19 protein-coding genes are annotated in these 20,374 nt (G+C 62.7%); 8 read left to right on the plus strand and 11 right to left on the minus strand.

The window, feature by feature from the left end; all coding sequences use genetic code 11:
• Window positions 1–34 precede the first annotated feature (34 nt).
• The 3 genes from AC0J5Z_RS03625 to AC0J5Z_RS03635 are packed head-to-tail and all read right to left on the minus strand — an operon-like array spanning window position 35 to window position 3,562.
• Complete coding sequence (locus tag AC0J5Z_RS03625; protein WP_475037498.1) at window positions 35–1,216, minus strand: anhydro-N-acetylmuramic acid kinase; 1,182 nt, start codon at window positions 1,214–1,216, stop codon at window positions 35–37.
• Window positions 1,217–1,266: 50 nt separating this feature from the next.
• Window positions 1,267–2,589: an MFS transporter gene (locus AC0J5Z_RS03630; protein ID WP_475037499.1), complete on the minus strand. Its 1,323-nt coding sequence runs from the start codon at window positions 2,587–2,589 to the stop codon at window positions 1,267–1,269.
• Window positions 2,582–3,562, minus strand: coding sequence for an N-acetylmuramic acid 6-phosphate etherase (locus AC0J5Z_RS03635; RefSeq protein WP_475037500.1), 981 nt, complete (start codon window positions 3,560–3,562; stop codon window positions 2,582–2,584). The genes AC0J5Z_RS03630 and AC0J5Z_RS03635 overlap by 8 nt, the downstream gene beginning before the upstream one ends.
• Before the next feature lie 179 nt (window positions 3,563–3,741).
• Here AC0J5Z_RS03635 and AC0J5Z_RS03640 point away from each other — a divergent pair, with 179 nt between their 5' ends.
• Complete coding sequence (locus AC0J5Z_RS03640; RefSeq protein WP_475037501.1) at window positions 3,742–4,653, plus strand: MurR/RpiR family transcriptional regulator; 912 nt, start codon at window positions 3,742–3,744, stop codon at window positions 4,651–4,653.
• Window positions 4,654–4,677: 24 nt separating this feature from the next.
• Here the strand turns inward: AC0J5Z_RS03640 and AC0J5Z_RS03645 are convergent, their stop codons facing one another.
• Window positions 4,678–4,956, minus strand: coding sequence for an HPr family phosphocarrier protein (locus AC0J5Z_RS03645; RefSeq protein WP_062072658.1), 279 nt, complete (start codon window positions 4,954–4,956; stop codon window positions 4,678–4,680).
• A gap of 31 nt (window positions 4,957–4,987) precedes the next feature.
• A complete protein-coding gene (ptsP, locus tag AC0J5Z_RS03650) occupies window positions 4,988–6,688 on the minus strand; it encodes a phosphoenolpyruvate--protein phosphotransferase (RefSeq protein ID WP_475037502.1) in 1,701 nt (566 codons plus the stop codon).
• Between the two features lie 129 nt (window positions 6,689–6,817).
• Between ptsP and AC0J5Z_RS03655 the strand changes: the two genes are divergently transcribed.
• The 3 genes from AC0J5Z_RS03655 to AC0J5Z_RS03665 all read left to right on the plus strand — a co-directional run bounded on the left by AC0J5Z_RS03655 (window position 6,818) and on the right by AC0J5Z_RS03665 (window position 10,812).
• Entirely contained in the window at window positions 6,818–7,537 is a 720-nt protein-coding gene (locus AC0J5Z_RS03655) for a TetR/AcrR family transcriptional regulator (RefSeq protein WP_475037503.1), read from the plus strand.
• A 66-nt stretch (window positions 7,538–7,603) separates the two neighbouring features.
• Window positions 7,604–9,664 (plus strand): PTS mannitol transporter subunit IICBA, encoded by a 2,061-nt coding sequence (locus AC0J5Z_RS03660; RefSeq protein WP_475037504.1) that lies wholly within the window; start codon window positions 7,604–7,606, stop codon window positions 9,662–9,664.
• Complete coding sequence (locus AC0J5Z_RS03665; protein WP_475037505.1) at window positions 9,664–10,812, plus strand: mannitol-1-phosphate 5-dehydrogenase; 1,149 nt, start codon at window positions 9,664–9,666, stop codon at window positions 10,810–10,812. The genes AC0J5Z_RS03660 and AC0J5Z_RS03665 overlap by 1 nt, the downstream gene beginning before the upstream one ends.
• A gap of 132 nt (window positions 10,813–10,944) precedes the next feature.
• Here AC0J5Z_RS03665 and AC0J5Z_RS03670 read toward each other — a convergent pair whose 3' ends face one another.
• The 5 genes from AC0J5Z_RS03670 to AC0J5Z_RS03690 form a co-directional block, all read right to left on the minus strand.
• A complete protein-coding gene (locus AC0J5Z_RS03670) occupies window positions 10,945–12,405 on the minus strand; it encodes an amino acid permease (protein ID WP_475037506.1) in 1,461 nt (486 codons plus the stop codon).
• 165 nt (window positions 12,406–12,570) lie between these two features.
• Window positions 12,571–13,332, minus strand: a complete 762-nt coding sequence (locus tag AC0J5Z_RS03675) for an ABC transporter permease (RefSeq protein ID WP_475037507.1) — start codon at window positions 13,330–13,332, stop codon at window positions 12,571–12,573.
• Window positions 13,329–14,126: an ABC transporter ATP-binding protein gene (locus tag AC0J5Z_RS03680; protein ID WP_475037508.1), complete on the minus strand. Its 798-nt coding sequence runs from the start codon at window positions 14,124–14,126 to the stop codon at window positions 13,329–13,331. The genes AC0J5Z_RS03675 and AC0J5Z_RS03680 overlap by 4 nt, the downstream gene beginning before the upstream one ends.
• Window positions 14,123–14,488 (minus strand): DUF1048 domain-containing protein, encoded by a 366-nt coding sequence (locus AC0J5Z_RS03685; protein WP_475037509.1) that lies wholly within the window; start codon window positions 14,486–14,488, stop codon window positions 14,123–14,125. The genes AC0J5Z_RS03680 and AC0J5Z_RS03685 overlap by 4 nt, the downstream gene beginning before the upstream one ends.
• Before the next feature lies 1 nt (window position 14,489).
• Window positions 14,490–14,819 (minus strand): PadR family transcriptional regulator, encoded by a 330-nt coding sequence (locus AC0J5Z_RS03690; RefSeq protein WP_475037511.1) that lies wholly within the window; start codon window positions 14,817–14,819, stop codon window positions 14,490–14,492.
• 148 nt (window positions 14,820–14,967) lie between these two features.
• Between AC0J5Z_RS03690 and AC0J5Z_RS03695 the strand changes: the two genes are divergently transcribed.
• From AC0J5Z_RS03695 to AC0J5Z_RS03710, 4 genes are all read left to right on the plus strand, one after another.
• Window positions 14,968–15,438, plus strand: a complete 471-nt coding sequence (locus AC0J5Z_RS03695) for an N-acetyltransferase family protein (protein ID WP_475039524.1) — start codon at window positions 14,968–14,970, stop codon at window positions 15,436–15,438.
• A 77-nt stretch (window positions 15,439–15,515) separates the two neighbouring features.
• On the plus strand, window positions 15,516–16,943 hold the full coding sequence (locus tag AC0J5Z_RS03700) for an HNH endonuclease (protein ID WP_475037512.1): 1,428 nt from the start codon (window positions 15,516–15,518) through the stop codon (window positions 16,941–16,943).
• 34 nt (window positions 16,944–16,977) lie between these two features.
• Window positions 16,978–17,418: a MarR family winged helix-turn-helix transcriptional regulator gene (locus tag AC0J5Z_RS03705; protein ID WP_475037513.1), complete on the plus strand. Its 441-nt coding sequence runs from the start codon at window positions 16,978–16,980 to the stop codon at window positions 17,416–17,418.
• A gap of 46 nt (window positions 17,419–17,464) precedes the next feature.
• Complete coding sequence (locus AC0J5Z_RS03710; RefSeq protein ID WP_475037514.1) at window positions 17,465–18,703, plus strand: MFS transporter; 1,239 nt, start codon at window positions 17,465–17,467, stop codon at window positions 18,701–18,703.
• Between the two features lie 49 nt (window positions 18,704–18,752).
• Here the strand turns inward: AC0J5Z_RS03710 and AC0J5Z_RS03715 are convergent, their stop codons facing one another.
• A complete protein-coding gene (locus AC0J5Z_RS03715) occupies window positions 18,753–20,222 on the minus strand; it encodes a sugar porter family MFS transporter (protein ID WP_475037515.1) in 1,470 nt (489 codons plus the stop codon).
• Window positions 20,223–20,374: the final 152 nt, after the last annotated feature.

Consider the following 20,374-nt stretch of genomic DNA (forward strand, 5'->3'; position numbering starts at 1 on the left):
AGCGTGAGGGCTGTGCGGCGGGGATGGGTGGCTGCTACTGAACCCGGAGGGTGACAGGGGCAGGAAGGGTGGAAGCGGGCGAGTGGAAACCTTGGGATCCAGGCGTGATTGAGCCGAGGATGCCGGCATGGCGCGCACCTGTGCAACTGGCCACCGTTCCCGGGAAGTTGTGGACCGTCAGATAGCCAAGCACCGCAAATGCAGCGGCCTCTTTGGCGGAGGACGGCAGGTTCAACTGGTCCGATGTCAGCAGTTTGACGCCGTCAGGTCCATGCAGGCCAAGTTCCTCGTCCAATGCCCGCATCAGCGTGGGATTCTGTGTTCCGCCCCCGGAGGCGATAACGGATGTTCCTCCCACCGCCCGCACGGCGTCCGCTACAGTGCGGGCTGTGAGGGCCACCAGTGTTGCCATGACGTCTTCGATGGGCAGGTCGCTGGTGCCGGTGGCTTCCATGGCTTTTTCCACATACGGCAGGTGGAACAGTTCCTTGCCGGTCGACTTCGGGGCAGGGAGCCCATAGTACGGTTCGGCGAGCAGCCCGGTGAGCAAATCGGAGCTGACGTTGCCGCGTGCGCCGAGTTCGCCGTCGTGGTCGTAGTGCTGGCGGCCGGCGGTCATGGAGGCGACCGCGGCGTCGATCAGCGCATTCGCAGGACCGGTGTCGAAAGCAACCGGTGCCCCGGAAGCCACCGTGATGTTGGCGATCCCACCGAGGTTCAACGCCACGGGTGTGCCTGGCAGCCCGCGCAGCCACAGGGTGTCGAAGAGACTAACCAACGGGGCGCCCTGACCCCCTGCCGCTACATCACGTGTCCGGAAGTTGGACACCACGGTGACGCCTGTCGCTTCAGCGATCCACGCAGGTTCGCCAAGCTGGAGTGTCCCTTTGACCTGGCCGGATTCCACCCAGTGGAACATGGTTTGGCCATGGGACGCGATCAGCTCCGCCCGTCCATCGCAGAGCTCGTCATTGGCCCTGACAGCGAGCCCGGCGAAGGCCTGGCCAATGCGGGTATCGAGCTGGCAGACCTGTTCCATGGAGCCGCTGGCGGGCGGCAGTTGGGCCGCAATTTCCGCCCGCAACCCGTCCGGGTAGGACTCGCTGACAGCCCCCAGGAGGGTCAGCACCAAGGCATCGCCGTCCCTGCTGACATCGACCGCGACGGCGTCGATCGCATCGTAGGACGTTCCGGACATCATGCCGATGATACGCATGGCAGTGCTCCCTCTATCTCGTTCTGGATGTGGTGGCGGCCGGACGACGCTTAGTCGCGCAGCGCCTTCTTGTGGGCGGAACCGCGCAAGGTGGCCAGCGCGAAGGCGCTGATCACGCAGGTGGCCATGACGTAGTACGCCGGGATGTCCCTGTTACCGGTAGAAGCTATGAGGCCGGTGATGATGAGCCCGGCGGACCCGGAGAACACTGCGTTGGACAGCGAATACGCCAGTCCCAAGCCGGTGTAGCGGACCGTTGTGGGGAACATTTCGGACAGCATTGCCGGACCCGGGCCGGCCAGCATGCCGACGATTGCCCCGGCAAGGAAGACACCTGCGCCCATGAGCCATGGCGAACTGGCCGGGTCCTGCAAAACCTTCAGGAGCGGCAGGGCGAACACCGTAATCAGGATGGCGCCGGCGAGCATCACCGGCCGACGTCCCCAGCGATCACTGAGAATGCCGCTGGGAATGATGGACGCGGCAAAACCAGCGTTGGCCAGTACTGTCGCGATCAGCGCCGCCTGGAATGTGGCGTTGAGGCTGGTCTGCAAGTAGGACGGCAGGACCACTAGGAATGTATAACCTGCTGCCGACCAACCCATGAGGCGGCCGATCCCCAGAAGGATCGCCTTCGCGGTTTCAGCCTTGCTGGGGTGGACAACCACGACCTCGGAGCCTGGGTTGCGTCCGGCCGCTGCGGTGCGCTGGAAGTTGGGGCTCTCTTCGAGTTTCAGCCGCAGGTACAACGCCACGAGGCCGAGGGGGAGGGCGAGCAGGAAGGGCAGGCGCCAGCCCCACTCCGACAGCGCTTGGGGACTCATGACGGAGGACAGGGCCGCAGCGACGCCGGCTCCGACCAGCAGGCCAAGTGCCACGGTGAACGACTGCCACGCCCCATAGGCGCCGCGCTTGCCCGAAGGAGCGAACTCGGTCATGAGGGACACTGCGCCGCCGAATTCGCCACCAGCCGAGAGCCCTTGGAGGATGCGGACCAAGGTCAGCAGGATGGGGGCCATGATGCCCAAAGTGGCGTAGTTGGGGAGGGCGCCGATGAGGGTGGTGGCTCCGGTCATGAGCAGTAACACGATGATCAGAGTGGGGCGGCGGCCGATCCTGTCACCGATCCGCCCGAAGATCCAGGCGCCCACAGGACGGAAGAAGAACGCAATGGCGAACGACGCGTAGGTCTTGATGAGGGCCTCGAAGTCCGAAGCGCCCGCCGTGGTGAAGAAGTTGGCGGAAATGATGGTGGCGAACGAGCCATAGATGCCGAATTCGTACCATTCGATAAAGTTGCCCACCGAACCGGCCACCAGGGCGCGCCGGGCCTGCTTGGCGGGTGGCTGCTGTACGAGCGTGGAATTACTCATGAGGGTCCTCTGGTGATTTAGGGGGGTGGTTGGAGGTTTCAAGGGGTCGCTGGCTGAGGGCATCGGTGGCGCTGCGGACGTTGCCGGACGCAGCGCCCAGAGCCTCGCGGGCTTGCGCCGGATTCGCTCCGGAGAGCATTGCCGTCAGCGCAACCTTCAGTTCACCGTTGGCTGCTTCGAGGGCTTCGCGGCAACGCTCCTCAGTGTCTCCGGTAGCCTCCATGAGAATCCTCACCGTCCGGGAACGGAGCTTTTCATTGCTTGCCACCATGGACACCATCAGGTTGGACCAGGTCCGGCCGAGCTTGATCATGAGTGCCGTGGAGAACCCATTGAGCATGAGCTTCTGGGCTGTCCCGGCTTTGAGCCGTGTGGAACCGGCAAGGGCTTCCGGGCCTGTGTCAGCGGCCAGCACAAAATCAGCAAGGGGCCCGAGCTGGGGCTCCGAAGCACAAGCCATGAGGGCCGTGATGGCGCCGCGCTCGCGGCCAGCCGTCAACGCACCACCCACATAGGGGGTCCTTCCGGACGCTGCGATGCCCACAACAATGTCCCCGCTCCGGACGTCGGACGCCGCCTCAATGCCGGCTTCCCAGGAATCCTCCACGTTCTCCACGGCGCGAACCAGTGCATCGGCGCCGCCGGCGTGGTGGGCGATAACAACGTTGTCCGGGAGATTGAACGTAGGCTTCAGCTCGGCGGCGTCGAGCACGCCCAACCGGCCCGAGGTTCCCGCGCCAAAGTAGTGGACCCGCCCGCCGTTCCGCACAGATTCGGCAGCGGCATCCACGAGCCCGGCCATTGTCGGCAGGATCCCGCGGACTGCTTCAGGCGCCATCCGGTCTTCATCGTTAAGCGCAGTGAGGATGTCCAAGGTGGTGCGCTGGTCCAGGTCCAGGGTCCGTTCGTTGCGCGCCTCGGTGCTGATCTCCAGCCATGCCGAGTTCCCCTTATGGCCCGGTTCCGTGCCCATGGTTGTCCTAACTGTCGTTTGGTTTCTGACTACGACGGTAGGGCGCCCATCACATGTATGTCAATGATTTACATGACATCAAACAACTGGGTATTATTCATACACGGGGTTGCGGGTTCCGTCACCGGGTACGGTGTTCCAAGGCGGTTCGCAGTGAGCGGGCGGCAGGAGGAGGTCGTGTGGAAGGGCTCATCAACGAGGAATCGTCCCGAACGGTCCTTGTCAGGATCAGGGCCATCCTTCCGGCGTTGCGCCCGTCCGAGCGGGCTATCGGTGAAGTGGTCCTCGCGGAACCTTCGAAGGTTGCCACGATGTCCATCGGAGACCTTGCGGAACAAGGCGGGACGTCCACCACCTCCGTAGTGCGGTTCTACAAGAAGGTGGGCTACGCCGGGTACTCCGAATTCCGCCTGGACTTGGCCCGGGAAGCAACGCGCGAGAGTGTGGTCAACAACGTACCCGCCGACGTCTACGAGGACATCGATAAGTCGGACTCCTTGCAGGACGTGGTGTCCAAAATTGCGTTCAACGAGAGCATGTCGATCGCCGATACCGCCGAGCTCCTGGACGTCGACAGGCTGGAAGAAGCTGTCTCGGCGATTTCCGGGGCACGCAGGACAGAGGTCTTCGGCGTCGGCGCGGGGGCCCTGGTGGGGCAGGACCTGCAACAGAAACTTCACAGGATCGGCAAAGTGGCCTTCAATTGGTCTGAGGCCCATGCCGCGTGGACGTCCGCTTCCTTGCTCGATCCCACGTGCGTGGTGGTGGCTGTCTCTCATTCCGGCACCACCATGGATACGGTTGAGTTCCTCCGGATCGCCAAGGCCACTGGCGCCCGGGCCATCGTCATCACCAATCACGCAGATTCGCCATTGGGGCGGGAAGCAGACATCCTGCTCAGCACTGCGGCACGCGAAACCCCTTTCCGCCCCGGCGCGCTGGGCAGCAGGATCGCGCAGATGATGGTCATCGACTGCCTGTTTGTGGGAGTGGCGCAGCGGTCCTATGACGAATCCATCGATGCACTGCGCAAGACGCACTCCGCCATCCAGTCCCGACGTTTGCCACAAGGGTCGCGGAAGCAAGGTTAAGGCGGCGGAGGGAGGAGACGGTAGCTACTCCGCGTCCAGGTCTGTCTCCAGCAGCTTCACCAGTGCGTCCAGCGCAGCGTCGGCGCCGTCCCCCTCTGCCCGAAGCACAACGACGTCACCCTTCGCGGCACCGAGAGTCATGAGCGAAAGGATGCTGGCGGCGTCGAGCGCGTCATCGGCAGGTTCGCCGTGCATGGCAATGGTGACCTCCACGGGCTGCTCGCCTGCGGCTTCCGCGAACAAGGCGGCCGGACGGGCGTGCAAGCCGGAGCGGCTCGCGATGGTGGCTGTGCGTTCGGGCATGGGTTTCTCCTGAGGATCGGGGAAGTGAAAGTTACAGGCCGAGTTCTTCGAGCACGGGGAGCTTGGCCCGGACCCAGTCGCGGGCTTCGGTGGCGCTTGGTGCGGACAGGGCCAAGCGGGCCAGTTCCTGCGCCTGCTCCAGCGTCACGGTTTTCAGTACGGTCCCGACGGCGGCCAACGAGCGCGCGGTCATGGACAGTGTGGTGACGCCCAAACCGGTCAGTACGACGGCGAGGGCCGGGTCGGCGGCTGCCTCACCACAGACGCCCACAGGCTTGTTGTCGCCTTCACGCCCGGATCCTTCCTGCTGAGCGCCTTCCACCGTGAGCTGCACCAGCCGGAGTACGGCAGGCTGCCAGGGGGTGTTCAGTTCAGCGAGGGGTCCGAGTTGGCGGTCCGCGGCCATGGCGTACTGGGTGAGGTCGTTGGTGCCAAGGGAGGCGAACCCGACTTCCCGTAGCACGGTGGCGGCGGTCAATGCAGCAGAGGGAACTTCCACCATCACGCCCGGCGTTTGGATTCCCGCAGCAGCGCACAGCGAGGCGAAGCGTCCTGCTTCGGCAGCCGTGGAGATCATGGGAGCCATGACCCAAACGTCTGCCTCGGAATCGGAAGCGGCACGGGCGATGGCCTCGAGTTGGCGCTCCAGGACGCCCGGAGTGGTGAAGTCGGTGCGGTAGCCGCGAACACCCAGTGCAGGGTTCGGTTCCGTGGCATCCGTGAGGAAGGGGAGCGGCTTGTCGGCGCCGGCGTCAAGGGTGCGGAGGACCACTTTCTTGCCCGGGAACGCGTCGAAGACGGCTTTGTAGGCTGCGGCTTGCTCGTCCACGGAGGGTTCGGTGTCCCGCTCCAGGAAGCAGAACTCCGTGCGGAACAGGCCCACTCCCTGGGCGCCCAAAGCGGCAGCTGCCACGGCGTCCTTGGCTCCACCGACGTTGGCGAGGAGCGGCACCAAGTGGCCGTCCGCCGTCGTGCCGTTTCCGTCGAATTCGGCGAGGGTGGCGGACGTTTCGGCCCAGGCCGTAGCGGCCGCACGGTGCTCGTCGGTGGGCGCAACGGCAACGAAGCCAGCCGCGCCGTCCACGTACACCTCGGTTCCATCCGCGATGTCGTCAACATCATGGGCTGCAACCACGGCGGGCAGGCCGAGCGAACGCGCAATGATGGCCGTGTGGGACTGCGGGCCGCCGCCTGAGGTCACCAGCGCCTGCACCACCGCGGGATTCAGTGTTGCGGTGTCGGCGGGAGCGAGGTCCTCGGCCACCAGGATGAAGGGCGTGTCGGAGGCAGGAATGCCGGGAGCGGGAACGCCGCGAAGTTCGGCCACGATGCGGGCGCGGACATCCAGGACGTCGGTGGCACGCTCGGCCATGTAGCCGCCCAGGTTGTGCAGCATTTCGGAGACGGACGCACCGGCTTCCCAGATGGCCCTTTCTGCAGAGGACCCGGCGTTGATGAGCTTGCTCGCGGACTTCAGGAGCATGGTGTCTTTGGCCATGAGGGCTGTGGCTTCGAGAACGGCCTTGCCGTCGCCGGAAGCGCTGTCCGCACGTCCCTTGAGTTCGTCATGGACGGCTTGCGCCGCCGCCTTCAAGCCCGCGACGGCGTCTTCCGGGCTCACGTCCGCAGCCAATCGGTCTCCCGACGGCGGCTCACTCACCGGCTTGGGCATCTGGCGGACGGAACCAATGATGCGGCCAGGGCTTACCCCTACTCCTTGGAAATTCTGCACTGAATCCTCTGTTCCTGCTTGTTGGTTCAGGCCCTCCGGCGACGGCACCGGGAGCCTCGAAAACTAGCCTACAAAATTCCTTTGTGAGCCACTTCATATAGCAACGCTATAGGTGCTAGGGTAGCGGTTATGAGTTTCGATGACCAGCTTCCGCCTAAAATTCGGTTGCTTCGCGCAGCTGCCGAATTGCTGGCGAATTCGGAGGGGTCAGCAGTCTCGACGCGCCAGATCACCAAGCTTGCCGGGGTCACGGCGCCAACGCTCTACCACCACTTTGGTGACAAAGAAGGCCTGTTCGATGCCGTCGTATCAGCCGGATTTGAAGAGTATGTTGCGGGGGAGCGGGACTTTGCACCGTCCGGGGAGCCCTTGGAAGACGTCCGGCGGATGTGGGACAACCACGTCCAGTTCGGCCTGACCCAACCCCATCTGTATCTGGTGATGTTCGGCAACATCAGGCCGGAAAGCCGCCCAGCAATCGTGGCAGATGCTGAAGTGCTTCTGGAAGAGATGCTGAACAAGGCCGCTATCTCCGGTCAGATCAACGTGCCGCCCCGCGAAGCGGCACGCAGCATCCTGGCGGCCAACGTGGGCGTCACGCTCATGTTGATCGCTGAACCGGTGGAAGAACGGAACCTCGAGCTCTCAACGATGACGCGGGATTCCATGATTTTTGCCGTCTCCACGGAAACCGCCCGTGGCGCCGCAGACGACTCCGGTAAGTCGTCAGTAGTTGTTGCGGCAATCGCCCTGAATGCGGCACTGCAGGCCTCGCATTCGGACCAACTTTCCAGCTCTGAACTGAAGCTCTTCCTTGAATGGCTTCACCGCATTTCCAGCAGCTCCTAAGGCTGCTATCTCTCGATCTATATCGACTGACCCCGCGCCGCCGCGGGACACACGTTAGGAATTCACATGGCAACAGAGACAGTTGCGAAGCCCCGCACCAGCGTGCGCGTTGGTGTCCAGAAGTTCGGAACATTCCTGTCCGGCATGATCATGCCCAACATTGGCGCCTTCATCGCCTGGGGCCTCATCACGGCCCTGTTCATCGAGAAGGGCTGGTTTCCCGTTGCTGAACTGGGCGGTTTCGGCACGAACGCCGAGGGTGATCCCAACGTGGGCATCGTTGGCCCAATGGTCACATACTTGCTTCCGATCCTGATCGCCTACACGGGCGGCCGGATGGTTTACGACGTCCGCGGCGGTGTGGTGGGTGCCATCGCAACCATGGGAGTCATCGCAGGTACGGATGCGCCGATGTTCATCGGTGCCATGATCATGGGCCCGCTGGGCGCCTGGACCATGAAAAAGATCGACGCCCTGTGGGACGGCAAGATTCGCCCCGGTTTCGAGATGCTGGTCAACAACTTCTCCGCCGGTATCTGGGGTGCGCTGTTGGCTTTGGGCGGCTTCTACGGCCTTTCCTGGGTAGTCCAGCGCTTCACTGACGGCGCCGGTGCCGTTGTGGGGTTCCTGGTCAACAATGGGCTACTGCCACTAACCAGCATTTTCATCGAGCCCGCCAAGGTACTCTTCCTCAACAACGCCATCAATCACGGCGTGCTCACTCCGCTTGGCATCCAGCAGTCGCTGGAACAGGGCAAGTCCATCCTGTTCCTGCTTGAAGCGAACCCCGGCCCGGGCTTCGGCATCCTGCTGGCGTACATGTTCTTTGGCCGCGGTGCAGCCAAGGCCTCGGCTCCCGGTGCAGCGATCATCCATTTCCTCGGTGGCATCCACGAGATCTACTTCCCGTACGTCCTGATGAAGCCCATCCTGATCCTCGCTGCCATCGGCGGCGGCATGGCAGGTATCGCGACCCTGGCCATCACCAATTCCGGCCTGGTTGCTCCTGCCGCGCCGGGTTCCATCATCGCGGTGCTGGCCCAGACGTCACGTGACAGCTACGTTGGAGTGATTCTTGCCGTCATCCTTGCCACGGCCGTGTCCTTCCTCATTGCCGCAGTCATCCTGCGCACCTCCAAGAACAAGGGGGAGGACGACCTCTCCGCAGCTACGTCCCGTATGGAAGCCATGAAGGGCAAGAAGAGCTCCGTCTCCTCGGCACTTACCGGTAACAACGCCGGCGCCCAGAGCGGCACCGTCCTCACCCGACCGGTCCAGAACATCGTGTTCGCTTGCGACGCCGGCATGGGTTCCAGTGCCATGGGTGCCTCGGTCCTGCGCAACAAGATCAAGGCCGCAGGCTTCCCGGAGGTCAAGGTCACCAATTCAGCCATCGCAAACCTCAGCGACAGCTATGACGTTGTGGTTACCCACCAGGACCTTACTGAGCGTGCACAGCCACGCACGTCCAGCGCGGTTCACTACTCGGTGGACAACTTCATGAACAGCCCCAAGTACGACGACATTGTTGAGCTGGTCCGCAGCAGCAACACTGAAGGCGCGGCTTCCGACTCAGGAACGACGGCGGAATCCACCGCCGGAGCGCAGCCCGCCGCCGCCACCACAGTAGCTGCCTCCCACGGTGCGCATGTCGCCGAGCCGGCTGCCGCCGTCGACGGTCAAGCCGCCGAAGGTAAAGGTGTCCTGCTCCGCGAAAGCGTGGTCCTGAACGGCACTGCAACCGACCGTGACGCAGCGATTGACGAGGCCGGCAAGCTCCTGCTGGACCGCGGTGCCGTTGATGTCAGCTACGTCCACGCCATGCACGAGCGCGAAGAATCCGTGTCCACGTACATGGGCAGCTTCCTGGCCATCCCGCACGGCACCAACGATGCCAAGGAACACATCAACCACTCGGCAGTGTCCATCATCCGTTACCCGGAGGGCATCGACTGGGGCGGCAAGCAAGTGAAGTTCGTGGTCGGCGTGGCTGGCCTCAACAATGAGCACCTCCACATCCTGTCCTCGATCGCGAAGATCTTCACCAGCAAGGCGCAGGTGGCCCAGTTGGAGGAAGCAACTACGGTTGATGAAGTTTTGGAGCTGTTCGGGAAGGTCAACGCATAGTGAAGGCAGTTCATTTTGGGGCAGGCAACATCGGGCGTGGCTTTGTGGGGCTGCTGCTTCACGAGGCCGGCTATGAGGTGGTTTTCGCTGATGTTGCGGATGCGCTAATCAGCCAGCTCGCCGAGGCTACCAGCTACGACGTTCACGAGGTGGGCGAAAACCCGGCGGTCAAGACTGTTAGCGGCTTCCGTGCCTTCAATTCCGCTTCGCAAGAAGCCGCCGTTGTGGAGGAAATCTCGACGGCGGATGTGGTCACCACTGCTGTGGGGCCGCACATCCTGAAGTTCGTGGCACCGGTGATCGCGCGCGGGCTGGCCGCCCGGCCCGCGGACATGCCACCCCTTCAGGTCATGGCCTGCGAGAACGCCATCAATGCCACGGATCTCCTGCATACGGAGATCCGGGCGGCTTGGGACGACTCCGCCGGTGACCTGGACGCCGTCGCGGTTTTTGCCAACACCGCAGTGGACCGCATCGTCCCTAACCAGGCGCCGGGCCAGGGCCTGGACGTCACGGTGGAGACGTTCTATGAGTGGGTCATCGACCGTACGCCGTTCGGTGGCAACGCGCCGAACATCCCCGGAGCCACGTTTGTGGATGAGCTGGGCCCGTACATCGAGCGTAAGCTGTTCACCGTGAATACGGGCCACGCGTCGGCGGCGTATTTCGGTTACCAAGCCGGGCTGGAGAAGATCTCCGATGCCATGGCGGATCCGTCTGTTGCCGCGAAGGTCCGGGCGGTGCTGGAAGAAACCAAGGAACTGCTGGTGGCCAAGCACGGGTTCGTTGAGGCCGAGCAGGAGGCCTATGTGCAGAAGATCCTGTCCCGCTTCACCAACCCGCACCTGCCGGACACTGTGAATCGCGTGGGCCGGGCGCCCTTGCGGAAGCTCAGCCGACACGAGCGGTTCATCGGTCCTGCCGCGGAGTTGGCCGAGCGTGGCGTGGCGCCGGTGGCACTGCTCGAGGCGATGTCCGCGGCCCTCCGTTTCGACGACGGCAACGACGACGAAGCCGTGGAGCTCGCCAACATGCTGTCCGAGTTGGACCCGGCTGCCGCCGTCGAGCGCATCACGGAACTGACGCCGACTCACCCGCTGTTCCCGGCTGTCCAGAAGCTTGTGGAGGATCGTCAGGCCGAAGCGTAACCCTCTCTTAACTTGGCCGACGGCGAAGGGCCAGTGAGCCTGATCGCCAAGCGAGAGAGCGTATATGGGGCTGCGGCGTGGGCACCGCGAAGCGGGCACAGCCCCATATACGCTCTTAGAGCGCCCGGCTACTTAGCGCGCTGCCGCGGTTTCAGCCTCGGACATTGCTTTCCATTCGGCCACGCGGGCCTGATGCAGGGGCGACTTGCGGACCACAGCGTAGGCAACGCCGAGGATGGCGAACCAGATGGGCGTCACCAGCAGCGCGGTGAGCGTATCCGGCTGCGTGGTCAGGGCCCACACGAGGAACGCGAAGAACGCGAACACCACCCACACCATGGGGATGCCGCCGGGCATCTTGAACGGCGAGGCCGCGTGCTGCTCGGGGCGGCGTTTGCGGTACACGAGGTAGCTGGCCAGGATGATCGACCAGACGAACATGAAGCAGACGGCGGACACGGTGGTCACCATGTCGAACGCCACGCCAACGTCCTTGCCCGCGTAGAGAAGGGCGACGCCGGCCAGCAGCAGGACGCAGGAGAGGAACAGTGCGTTCTGGGGTACTTTGCGGCTGGAGAGGCGGCCGAAGAGCTTGGGTGCGTCGCCGTCGTGGGCCAGGCCGTACACCATGCGGGACGTGGAGTAGATCCCCGAGTTTGCCGACGACATGGCCGAGGTGAGCACCACGAGGTTCACTACGGTAGCTGCCATGCCAAGGCCCGCTAGCGAGAACATGGCAATGAAAGGGCTCTGGCCCGCCTTGAACTCGGTCCACGGGGTGACGGACATGAGGATGATGAGGGCGCCTACGTAGAAGAGCATGACGCGCAGGGGAATGGCATTGATGGCGCGGGGGAGGTTGTGTTCCGGGTTCTTCGTTTCAGCGGCGGCGGTGCCCACCAGTTCGATGCCCACGAACGCGAAGACGGCGATCTGGAAGCCGGCCACGAAGCCCATGAATTCCTTGGGGAAGAAGCCGTCGTGGCTCCAGAGGTTGGTGAAGCTCGCGGTGCCTGCGTTGGACTGGAAGCCGGTGAAGATCATCACCAGGCCCACCACGATCAGCGCCACAATGGCCACGATCTTGATGAGGGCGAACCAGAATTCGGTCTCACCGAAGGCCTTCACGGTGGGCAGGTTGAGGAGAAGCAGGATGATAATGGTGGCGATGCCCGGGATCCAGAGCTGGATTCCCGGCCAGAGTTCGTTGGCGTAGCCCGCAATTGCAATGACGTCTGCCACGCCGGTGACTACCCAGCAGAACCAGTAGGTCCACCCGGTGAAGAAGCCTGCCCAGGGGCCAAGGAGGTCGCCCGCGAAGTCGCTGAAGGACTTGTAGTTCAGGTTGGACAGCAACAGCTGGCCCATGGCCCGCATGACGAAGAACAGCATGAAGCCGATGATCATGTACACGAAGATCACGGAGGGGCCGGCGACGGAGATGGTTTTGCCGGAACCCATGAAGAGGCCGGTTCCGATTGCGCCGCCGATGGCCAGGAGCTGGATGTGGCGGTTGCTGAGCGAGCGCGACAGGTGGGGCTCGCTGTCAATGCTGGAGGCGCGGAGCTTCCCCTGTGTTGTCTGGTCGGACATTAGTTCAAGAACCCTTCGAAGGATCCGCCACAATGGTGACGGCCGTTACAAATCTGTTCGATAAAGCTATAGCTAATGTCTGACCAATGGCGAATCGGTCTGCATGGCGAAAGCTCCCTTGTGGAGAAAAGGGAGCTTAGGCCGTTGTTTTGGCTTGACGAATCACTAGGCGATCTGGCGCTTGTAGGCAGCTGTGGCAAAGGCGTAGGAGACGATGAGGATCCCCAAGCACCAAGCCAAGGCAACCCAAATACCGCCGCCCACCGGACGCTGCGCGAACAGATCCTGGACAGTGTTCACGATGGACGTCACTGGCTGGTTTTCGGCGAACCACCGGACCGGGCCCGGCATGGTCTCCGTCGGGACGAAGGCCGAGCTGATGAACGGCAGGAAGATCAGTGGGTACGAGAACCCGCCGGCGCCGTCCACGGACTTCGCGGAGAGGCCCGCGATGATCGCGATCCACGTGAGCGCCAAGGTGAACAGTGCCAGGATTCCTGTAACGGCGAGCCAATCCAGCACGCTCGCCGAGGTGCGGAATCCCATCAGGAGCGCAACCAGCACGATGATCACCAGCGAGAGTCCGTTGGCCACCAGCGACGTCAGCACGTGCGCCCAGAGAACCGAAGAGCGTGCGATCGGCATCGACTGGAACCGCTCGAAGATGCCGCTCTGCATGTCTGTGAACAGCCGGACTGCCGTGTAAGCGATGCCGGAGGCGATGGCGATCAACATAATGCCCGGGAGCAGGTAGTTTACGTAGTTCTCGGTGTCGGTCCTGATGGCCCCGCCGAACACGTAGACGAACAGCAGCATTAGGGCGATCGGGGTGATCGCGGTGGTGATGATGGTGTCAACGCTCCGGAAGATGTGCCGCATGGAGCGGCCCAGCAGGACGGAGGTGTCTGCGAAGAAATGGGTACTCATGACCTGTCCTTTACTGACTCGTTGTTACTGGGTGACTGGTTGCTACCAGTGCCAACCAGGGTCAGGAAGATGTCCTCCAGGCTCGGTTGCTTTTCGACATATTCGATCTTGGCCGGCGGCAACAGCTGCTTGAGCTCGGCGAGGGTGCCATTGGCGATGATGCGTCCGGCGTGCAGAATGGCAATCCGGTCCGCGAGCTGCTCGGCTTCGTCCAGGTACTGCGTGGTGAGCAGGACCGTGGTTCCGTGGTGGGCGAGATTCTTGACGATCTGCCACACCTCCAGGCGTGCTTCGGGGTCGAGGCCTGTGGTCGGCTCGTCCAGGAAGATCACCTTCGGGTTGCCGATCAGGCTCATGGCGATGTCCAGGCGGCGACGCATGCCGCCTGAGTAAGTCGCCACCTTGCGGGAGCCTGCCTCGGTGAGGCTGAATTGCGCCAGCAGCTCATCCGCAATGCCGCCCGGATTCTTCAAATGACGCAGCTTCGCCACCAGGATCAGGTTTTCCTTGCCGGAGAGGACCTCATCCACGGCCGCGAACTGCCCGGTGAGGCTGATGGACTGCCTCACTTGGAGCGACTCGGTGGCGACGTCAAAGCCTTCGACGGCGGCCGAGCCGGCGTCCGCTTTCAGCAGCGTGGACAGGATCTTCACCATAGTGGTCTTGCCCGCTCCGTTGGACCCCAGCAGGGCAAAGATACTGCCGGACGCTACCTCAAAGTCCACTCCCCGGAGCACATGGAGATCCTTGTACGACTTCTCGATGCCCTGCACCCGGATTGCTGTTGCGGTCATGATTCCACGTCCTTTGCTTTATCGATTGCTTTGGTGAGGCGCTCGCGTTCCTTGTCGATCCAGCGCTTTCCGCCGTAGGCCTGGGCGAAGCTCTCGGCGAATTCGATGGGATCTTCGCCCACGATGTCGCTCACAGGGGTGCCGTCCACTGCGGCTCGTTCCCACAGATCAGCCAGGTCCGTGAACATTTGCACCATGGTGTCGCCCTCAGTGACGCCGCCGTAGTACATCAGGTACCGGTTGAAAGCGGTGGCCACGGTGAGGTACGGCTCGGGCAGGGCGCCCATCCGCGCCTTGGCTTGCTTGTACTGCTTCTTCTGTTCAAGCGATCCCGTGACCAGTTCGATCCATTTTGCTGCCATGTTAATTTCCTTCCTTGCGAAGCTCTTCAATCCGTTCGGACAAGAAGCTCCATGTGTTCCAGAATTCGTCCAGTTCTTTTTCGCCCTGCGCGTTAAGCGTGTACACCTTGCGGGGTGGCCCCTTTTCGGACGGACGCTTTTCAACGTCCACCAGCCCCTTTTGCTCGATCCTGACCAGCAGCGCGTACACGGTGCCTTCAGCGATCTCGGTAAATCCTTGCTCCCGGAGCAGCGTGGTGATTTCGTACCCGTACGCTGCCTTCCCGGTCAGGAGGGCCAGAACAAGGCCCTCCAATGTGCCTTTGAGCATCTCCGTCATTTGCTTACCCATCGGACACCTCCCTCGCTACTCAGTATTACTAGCTACCACTACATAGTAGAACTAAGTACCGGTACTTAGCAATACTGAGTTCTGAGCTATTTCGACCACGTGGCATGCTGGGGTGGTGACTACTCAATCCGGTACCGTGCCCGCTTTGATGACTGCCGCCGTCGACTCCCGGACCTTTATCCTTCGGCGAGCCCGCAAGGGCGACCTGCCGAGAATCCTCGCGTTATTGGCCGACGATCAGCTGGGCGCTACCCGCGAAAGTGCCGACGATTTAGGGCCGTACGAGCGGGCTTTTGACGCGATCGACGCCGACCCCGCGCACCTTCTGGTGGTGGGTGAACTCGACGGCGATGTTGTGGCTACCTTCCAGCTCAGCTACATCCCGGGCCTCTCGCGCAAGGGGTCCTGGCGAGCGCAGATCGAGGCGGTTAGGGTTTCTGAGGTGTTGCGGGGGCAGGGTGTCGGTGCGCTCATGATGCAGTGGGCGATTGACCAGGCCCGGGAGCGGGGCTGCTCGCTCGTGCAGCTCACCACGGATAAGTCCCGCGTTTCCGCTCATCGATTCTATGAGGGGCTGGGCTTTGTCGCGAGCCACGAGGGCATGAAGCTGACGCTGTAGGACAGGGGTTTTTCCTGTTTTCCACATAGGGAGATTCCAGCCTTACTGTGCCCCTGGGTCGCTGGAAGAGTTGGGCCATGGAGAAGATTCGGGAGCAGCAAGCGATTGATTCGGCCGCAGTTGCCCCCGTTGTAGAGCCGCAGCCCAGTGACTCCGCACCCCGTGTCTCTGAACTCATCGCACTTCTGAGTGCCGTCCGCCTGGGAGTCGACGGCGGCGAGCTGATCGACCAAATCCGGGGACTGGAAGAGCTGAAATCTGCAATTACCAGCCTGCAGGCCCGTGCTGCGGTGGCGTTGGACCTTGCACAACGGCACGAGGAGGCAGCCGCTGGTGTTCCTTTGTCAGAGCAGGGACGGGGTGTCGCTGCTCAGCTTGCCTTGGCCAGGCGTGAATCGCCGAACCGCGGCTCGGGACTCCTCGGACTCGCGAAGGCGCTGGTCACGGAGATGCCGCGAACCATGGCCGCGTTGGAGTCGGGCCTGCTCAATGAATGGCGCGCAAACTTGCTCGTAAGAGAGACGGCCTGCCTTTCCTTGGAAGATCGGTGCGCCGTGGACGAGGAACTCGCACCTGATACGGGCACATTCGAGGGCGCCGGTGACAAAGCAATCATCGCCGCCGCGAAAGCCGCCGCCTACCGGCGCGATCCCCGTTCCGTTGCCCAGCGCGCCAGTCATGCCGCCACGGAGCGAACGGTGACCCTGCGCCCGGCGCCGGACACTATGACTTACCTGACTGCACTGCTTCCTGCAGCCCATGGGGTTGCCGTCTATGCCGCGCTTACCCGCAAGGCAGGCTCTGCACGTTCCGGTGGGGACTCCCGGACCTGCGGACAAGTCATGGCAGATACCCTCGTCGAACGCATCACCGGCAGGCGTGGCGGGATCAGCGGTGTCGACCTCGAGGTCATCATGACGGACCGCACGCTATTGCAGGGCGATAGTGAACCAGCGCGGCTCAAGGGCTACGGGATAGTCCCGGCGGCGTGGGCAAGGGCCCTTGTTAGCGCTGGAGGGGCTGCGTTGGGAGTGCCCCGTGCGACCCGGCAGAACTCTGAGGCCGGCCAATCGTCCGCGACGGGCGGTAGTCCGGCGGCAAAGCAGGAAGCGGAGTTCGACGTGTGGCTTCGCCGACTCTATACAGCGCCGTCCATGGGGGAACTCATCACTATGGACTCCAAGGCGCGACTCTTCCCGCCGAGATTGAGGCGGTTTATCGAAGCCCGGGACGACACCTGCCGCACGCCCTACTGTGACGCGCCGATCAGGCATATCGATCACATCGTTCCGTGGCATTCAGGTGGCGCCACAACCGTGAATAACAGCGCAGGGCTCTGCGAAGCATGCAACCACACCAAGGAAAACCCTGGCTGGACGGCAAGGCGGCTGCCCGAAGATGTCCACACGCTGGAAGTCAGCACCCCAACCGGGCATAGCTACCGATCGGGCGCGCCACCCCTCCCAGGGCATGTGCGCAGATCGCCTTCACCCGTCAGAGCTTGACCATTAGGCATCCTAACTATTAGGCTACCTAAATATGAGCTCCTTTGATCCTCGGCTACTTGATCTCGCCCAGGAATTTCGCGAGTCGCTACGACTCGGCGTCTACATGTTCCGTCGTCTTGATCCTGAAGGTGACCTTACCGCTGCGCAGCTCAGCCTGTTGTCCATGATTTCCGACGGCGGCCTCCGCGTGGGGGACATCGCCAAGAACCTGGGGATCAAAGTCCCCAGCGCTACCGAGCAGATCATCAAACTCGAGCGTGCCGGCTTGGTCACCCGCCAGCAGGATCCCGACGATTCACGAGCCGTCCAGGTGGTCATCACCGAAGCCGGCACGGCCGCCGTCGACTCTGCCAATCAGCGACGCAACGCGATGGTAGCCGAGTTGCTTCAGGACCTCAGCAACGACGAGATTGAACATCTCGCCGCAGCCTTGCCCGTGATCGCCAAGCTCAACAGTTCGTTCCAGAACTAAAAACCAGAACCGACTAACAAAACCAGCACCGACAGGGAGCAATTGAATGTCACGCCAGTTGGCTGACGCTTCAGCAAGCGCCGAAACAACCACTGCAACCGTCTTGGAAGCTGAGAAAGCTTCCTTCCTCAAACAGCCGAAGGCGGTGTGGGCCACTGCGCTCGCGGCCGTTTTTGCGTTCATGGGCATCGGGCTCGTGGATCCGATTCTCCCGGCAATCGCCAAGAACCTGGAGGCTTCCACCAGCGAAGTCTCTTTGCTGTTCACGAGCTACTTCCTGGTGACCGCGATCGCCATGCTGATCAGTGGATTCGTATCCTCAAGGATCGGTGGGAAGAAGACGCTGTTGATCGGTCTGGCGATCATTGTGGTGTTCGCGTCGTTGTCCGGTCTCTCCGGCAGTGTTGAGCAACTCGTGGGGTTCCGGGCAGGGTGGGGCCTCGGTAACGCACTCTTCGTTGCAACCGCTTTGGCAGTGATCGTCGGCGTGGCCAGTGGTGGAACCGGTACGGCCATCATCCTCTATGAAGCAGCCCTCGGCCTCGGCATCTCGCTCGGCCCGCTGCTGGGCGCACTCCTGGGCGGCTGGCAGTGGCGAGCTCCGTTCTTCGGCACCGCACTCCTTATGGCCGCGGCCTTCATCGCACTGCTGGCATTATTACCCAAAACACCCGCTCCCGCGGAGAAGTCCCGCCTCAGGGACCCGTTGCTGGCGCTCGGGCACAAGGGGCTTCGCACTACTGCAGCCAGTGCTCTCTTCTACAACTACGGCTTCTTCACCATCCTGGCTTTCACCCCGTTCATCCTGGGCATGGACGCCTACGGAATTGGGGGAGTGTTCTTCGGCTGGGGCGTAGCTGTCGCCGTATTCTCTGTGTTCGTGGCTCCCGTGCTGCAGAAGCGCTTCGGCGCCGTCAAGGTCTTGATCGGAACATTAGCGGCGCTGATGCTCGACCTGATCGGGCTGGGACTGGCCGCCGGGCACTCGGTGACTGCCGTCGTCGTGCTTGTCATTGTGGCTGGTGCCCTTCTGGGCATCAACAACACTGTCTACACGGAACTGGCCATGGGTGTCTCTGATTCGCCGCGTCCCGTCGCATCCGCCGGCTATAACTTCGTGCGCTGGATGGGCGGTGCGCTGGCGCCGTTTGCTGCTGCACAGCTTGGTGAGCACTTTGGCCCGCAGCTGCCGTTCTTTGCTGGTGCCGTTGCCATGGTGATTGCCATCCTCGTCGCATTCGGAGGACGTGCCTATCTGAAATCCCACGAACCACACCTGGTGTAGCCCGTAACCACGAAAAAGCCCGGCGGAATCCGCCGGGCTTCTTCGTGCACTACTTGGCTTCGCTTGAAGTCACCGGCAGCGGTGCTACCGGTGCGCCCTTCGGAACAAACAGGGTTTCCGCCTGCTCAAGGGACATGCCGTTCGTCTCGGGAACCTTGAACATCACAAAGAAGAACGACGCCGCAGCGAACGCTGCGTACATGGCGTACGTCAGCGGCAGCGAGCCTGCCGCCATGATGGGGAAGCTGAGCGTGATGGCAAAGTTTGCGATCCACTGCGCGGCGGCGGCCAAGCCAAGGGCTCGGGCACGGATGCGGGACGGGAAGATCTCGCCCAGCAGTACCCACACGAGCGGACCCCACGAGGCACCAAAGCTGATGACGAAGACGTTGGCGGCAACGAGCGCCACAGGACCCCATGCGCCGGGCAGGGAAATCTCGGAACCCGTGCCGGTGGCGGAGGAGAAGGCCAGTGCCATCACGCCGAGGGATGCTGCCATGCCGATGGAACCGGTGAGCAGGATGGGTCGGCGGCCAATGCGGTCTACAAGGGCGATGGCCACGAGGGTCACCAGGATGTTGGTCACCGAGGTGGCGACGGAGATGGTCAGGGAGTCCTTTTCCTGGAATCCGACTGCCTTCCACAGTGTGGTGGAGTAGTAGAAGATCACGTTGATGCCTACGAACTGCTGCAGCACGGACAGGATGATGCCGATCCACACCACGGGCAGTAGGCCGAATCGGTTGCCACGCAGCGATCCCTTCTTGGTGGAGAGCTTTTCCTGTTGGATGGATTCCTGGATCTCACGGATGTGGCGTTCGATGTCGTCGCCGGGGATCAGCTTGTTGAAGATGGTGCGGGCTTGGTCTTCCTTGCCGTTGAGCACGAGGAAGTGTGGGGACTCCGGCAGACGGAAAGCGATCCAGCCATACACGGCAGCGGGTATGGCACAGGCGATGAACATCCAGCGCCAGGCCTCAATGCCTAGCCACAACGTGCCACCTGCGCCGCCGGCCGAATTGGCGAGCACCGCATCGGAGAGCAGCGCCGCGAAGATGCCGGTGGTGATGGCGAGCTGCTGGAGCGACGCGAGGCGGCCACGAACGTGCCTGGGCGAGATCTCGGAGATGTAAGCCGGGGCAATAACCGAGGCAAGCCCAATACCAAGGCCGCCAACCAGCCGCCAGAAAATGAGGTCCCAAACGCCGAACGCAAGCCCGGTTCCCACTGCGCTCACCAGGAAGAGCAGCGCACCGATCTTCATGGCGGGGATGCGGCCGTACCTGTCCGCAATCTTGCCGGCGAAGTAGGCGCCGGCGGCACAACCCAACAGGGCAACGGCGACGGCGAAGCCTGTCAGTGCCTCGCTCATGACGAACTCGTCCGCCATGGCATCCACGGCACCGTTGACCACGGAGGAATCGAAGCCGAAGAGGAAGCCACCCACCGCGCCGGCGACGGCCAGGCCGATGACCTTCCGTGAAACTGGGGGCGCGCCTTCGGTACTGGAACTGGACATGGGTCTCCCTTGGGGAATGGGGTGTGGGAAGCGATGTGCGGGACGTCGTCGGCTGTTCCGACGGGGACGCCGGTGCACTCGCGCTACACAGTGTGGCACGTCATATCCGACAAGTTCCAGTCAAGTGACGGACGTGACATGCATTCAGGTAA

The sequence above is a fragment of the Paenarthrobacter sp. TRD_SC_7 genome, assembly GCF_056156245.1.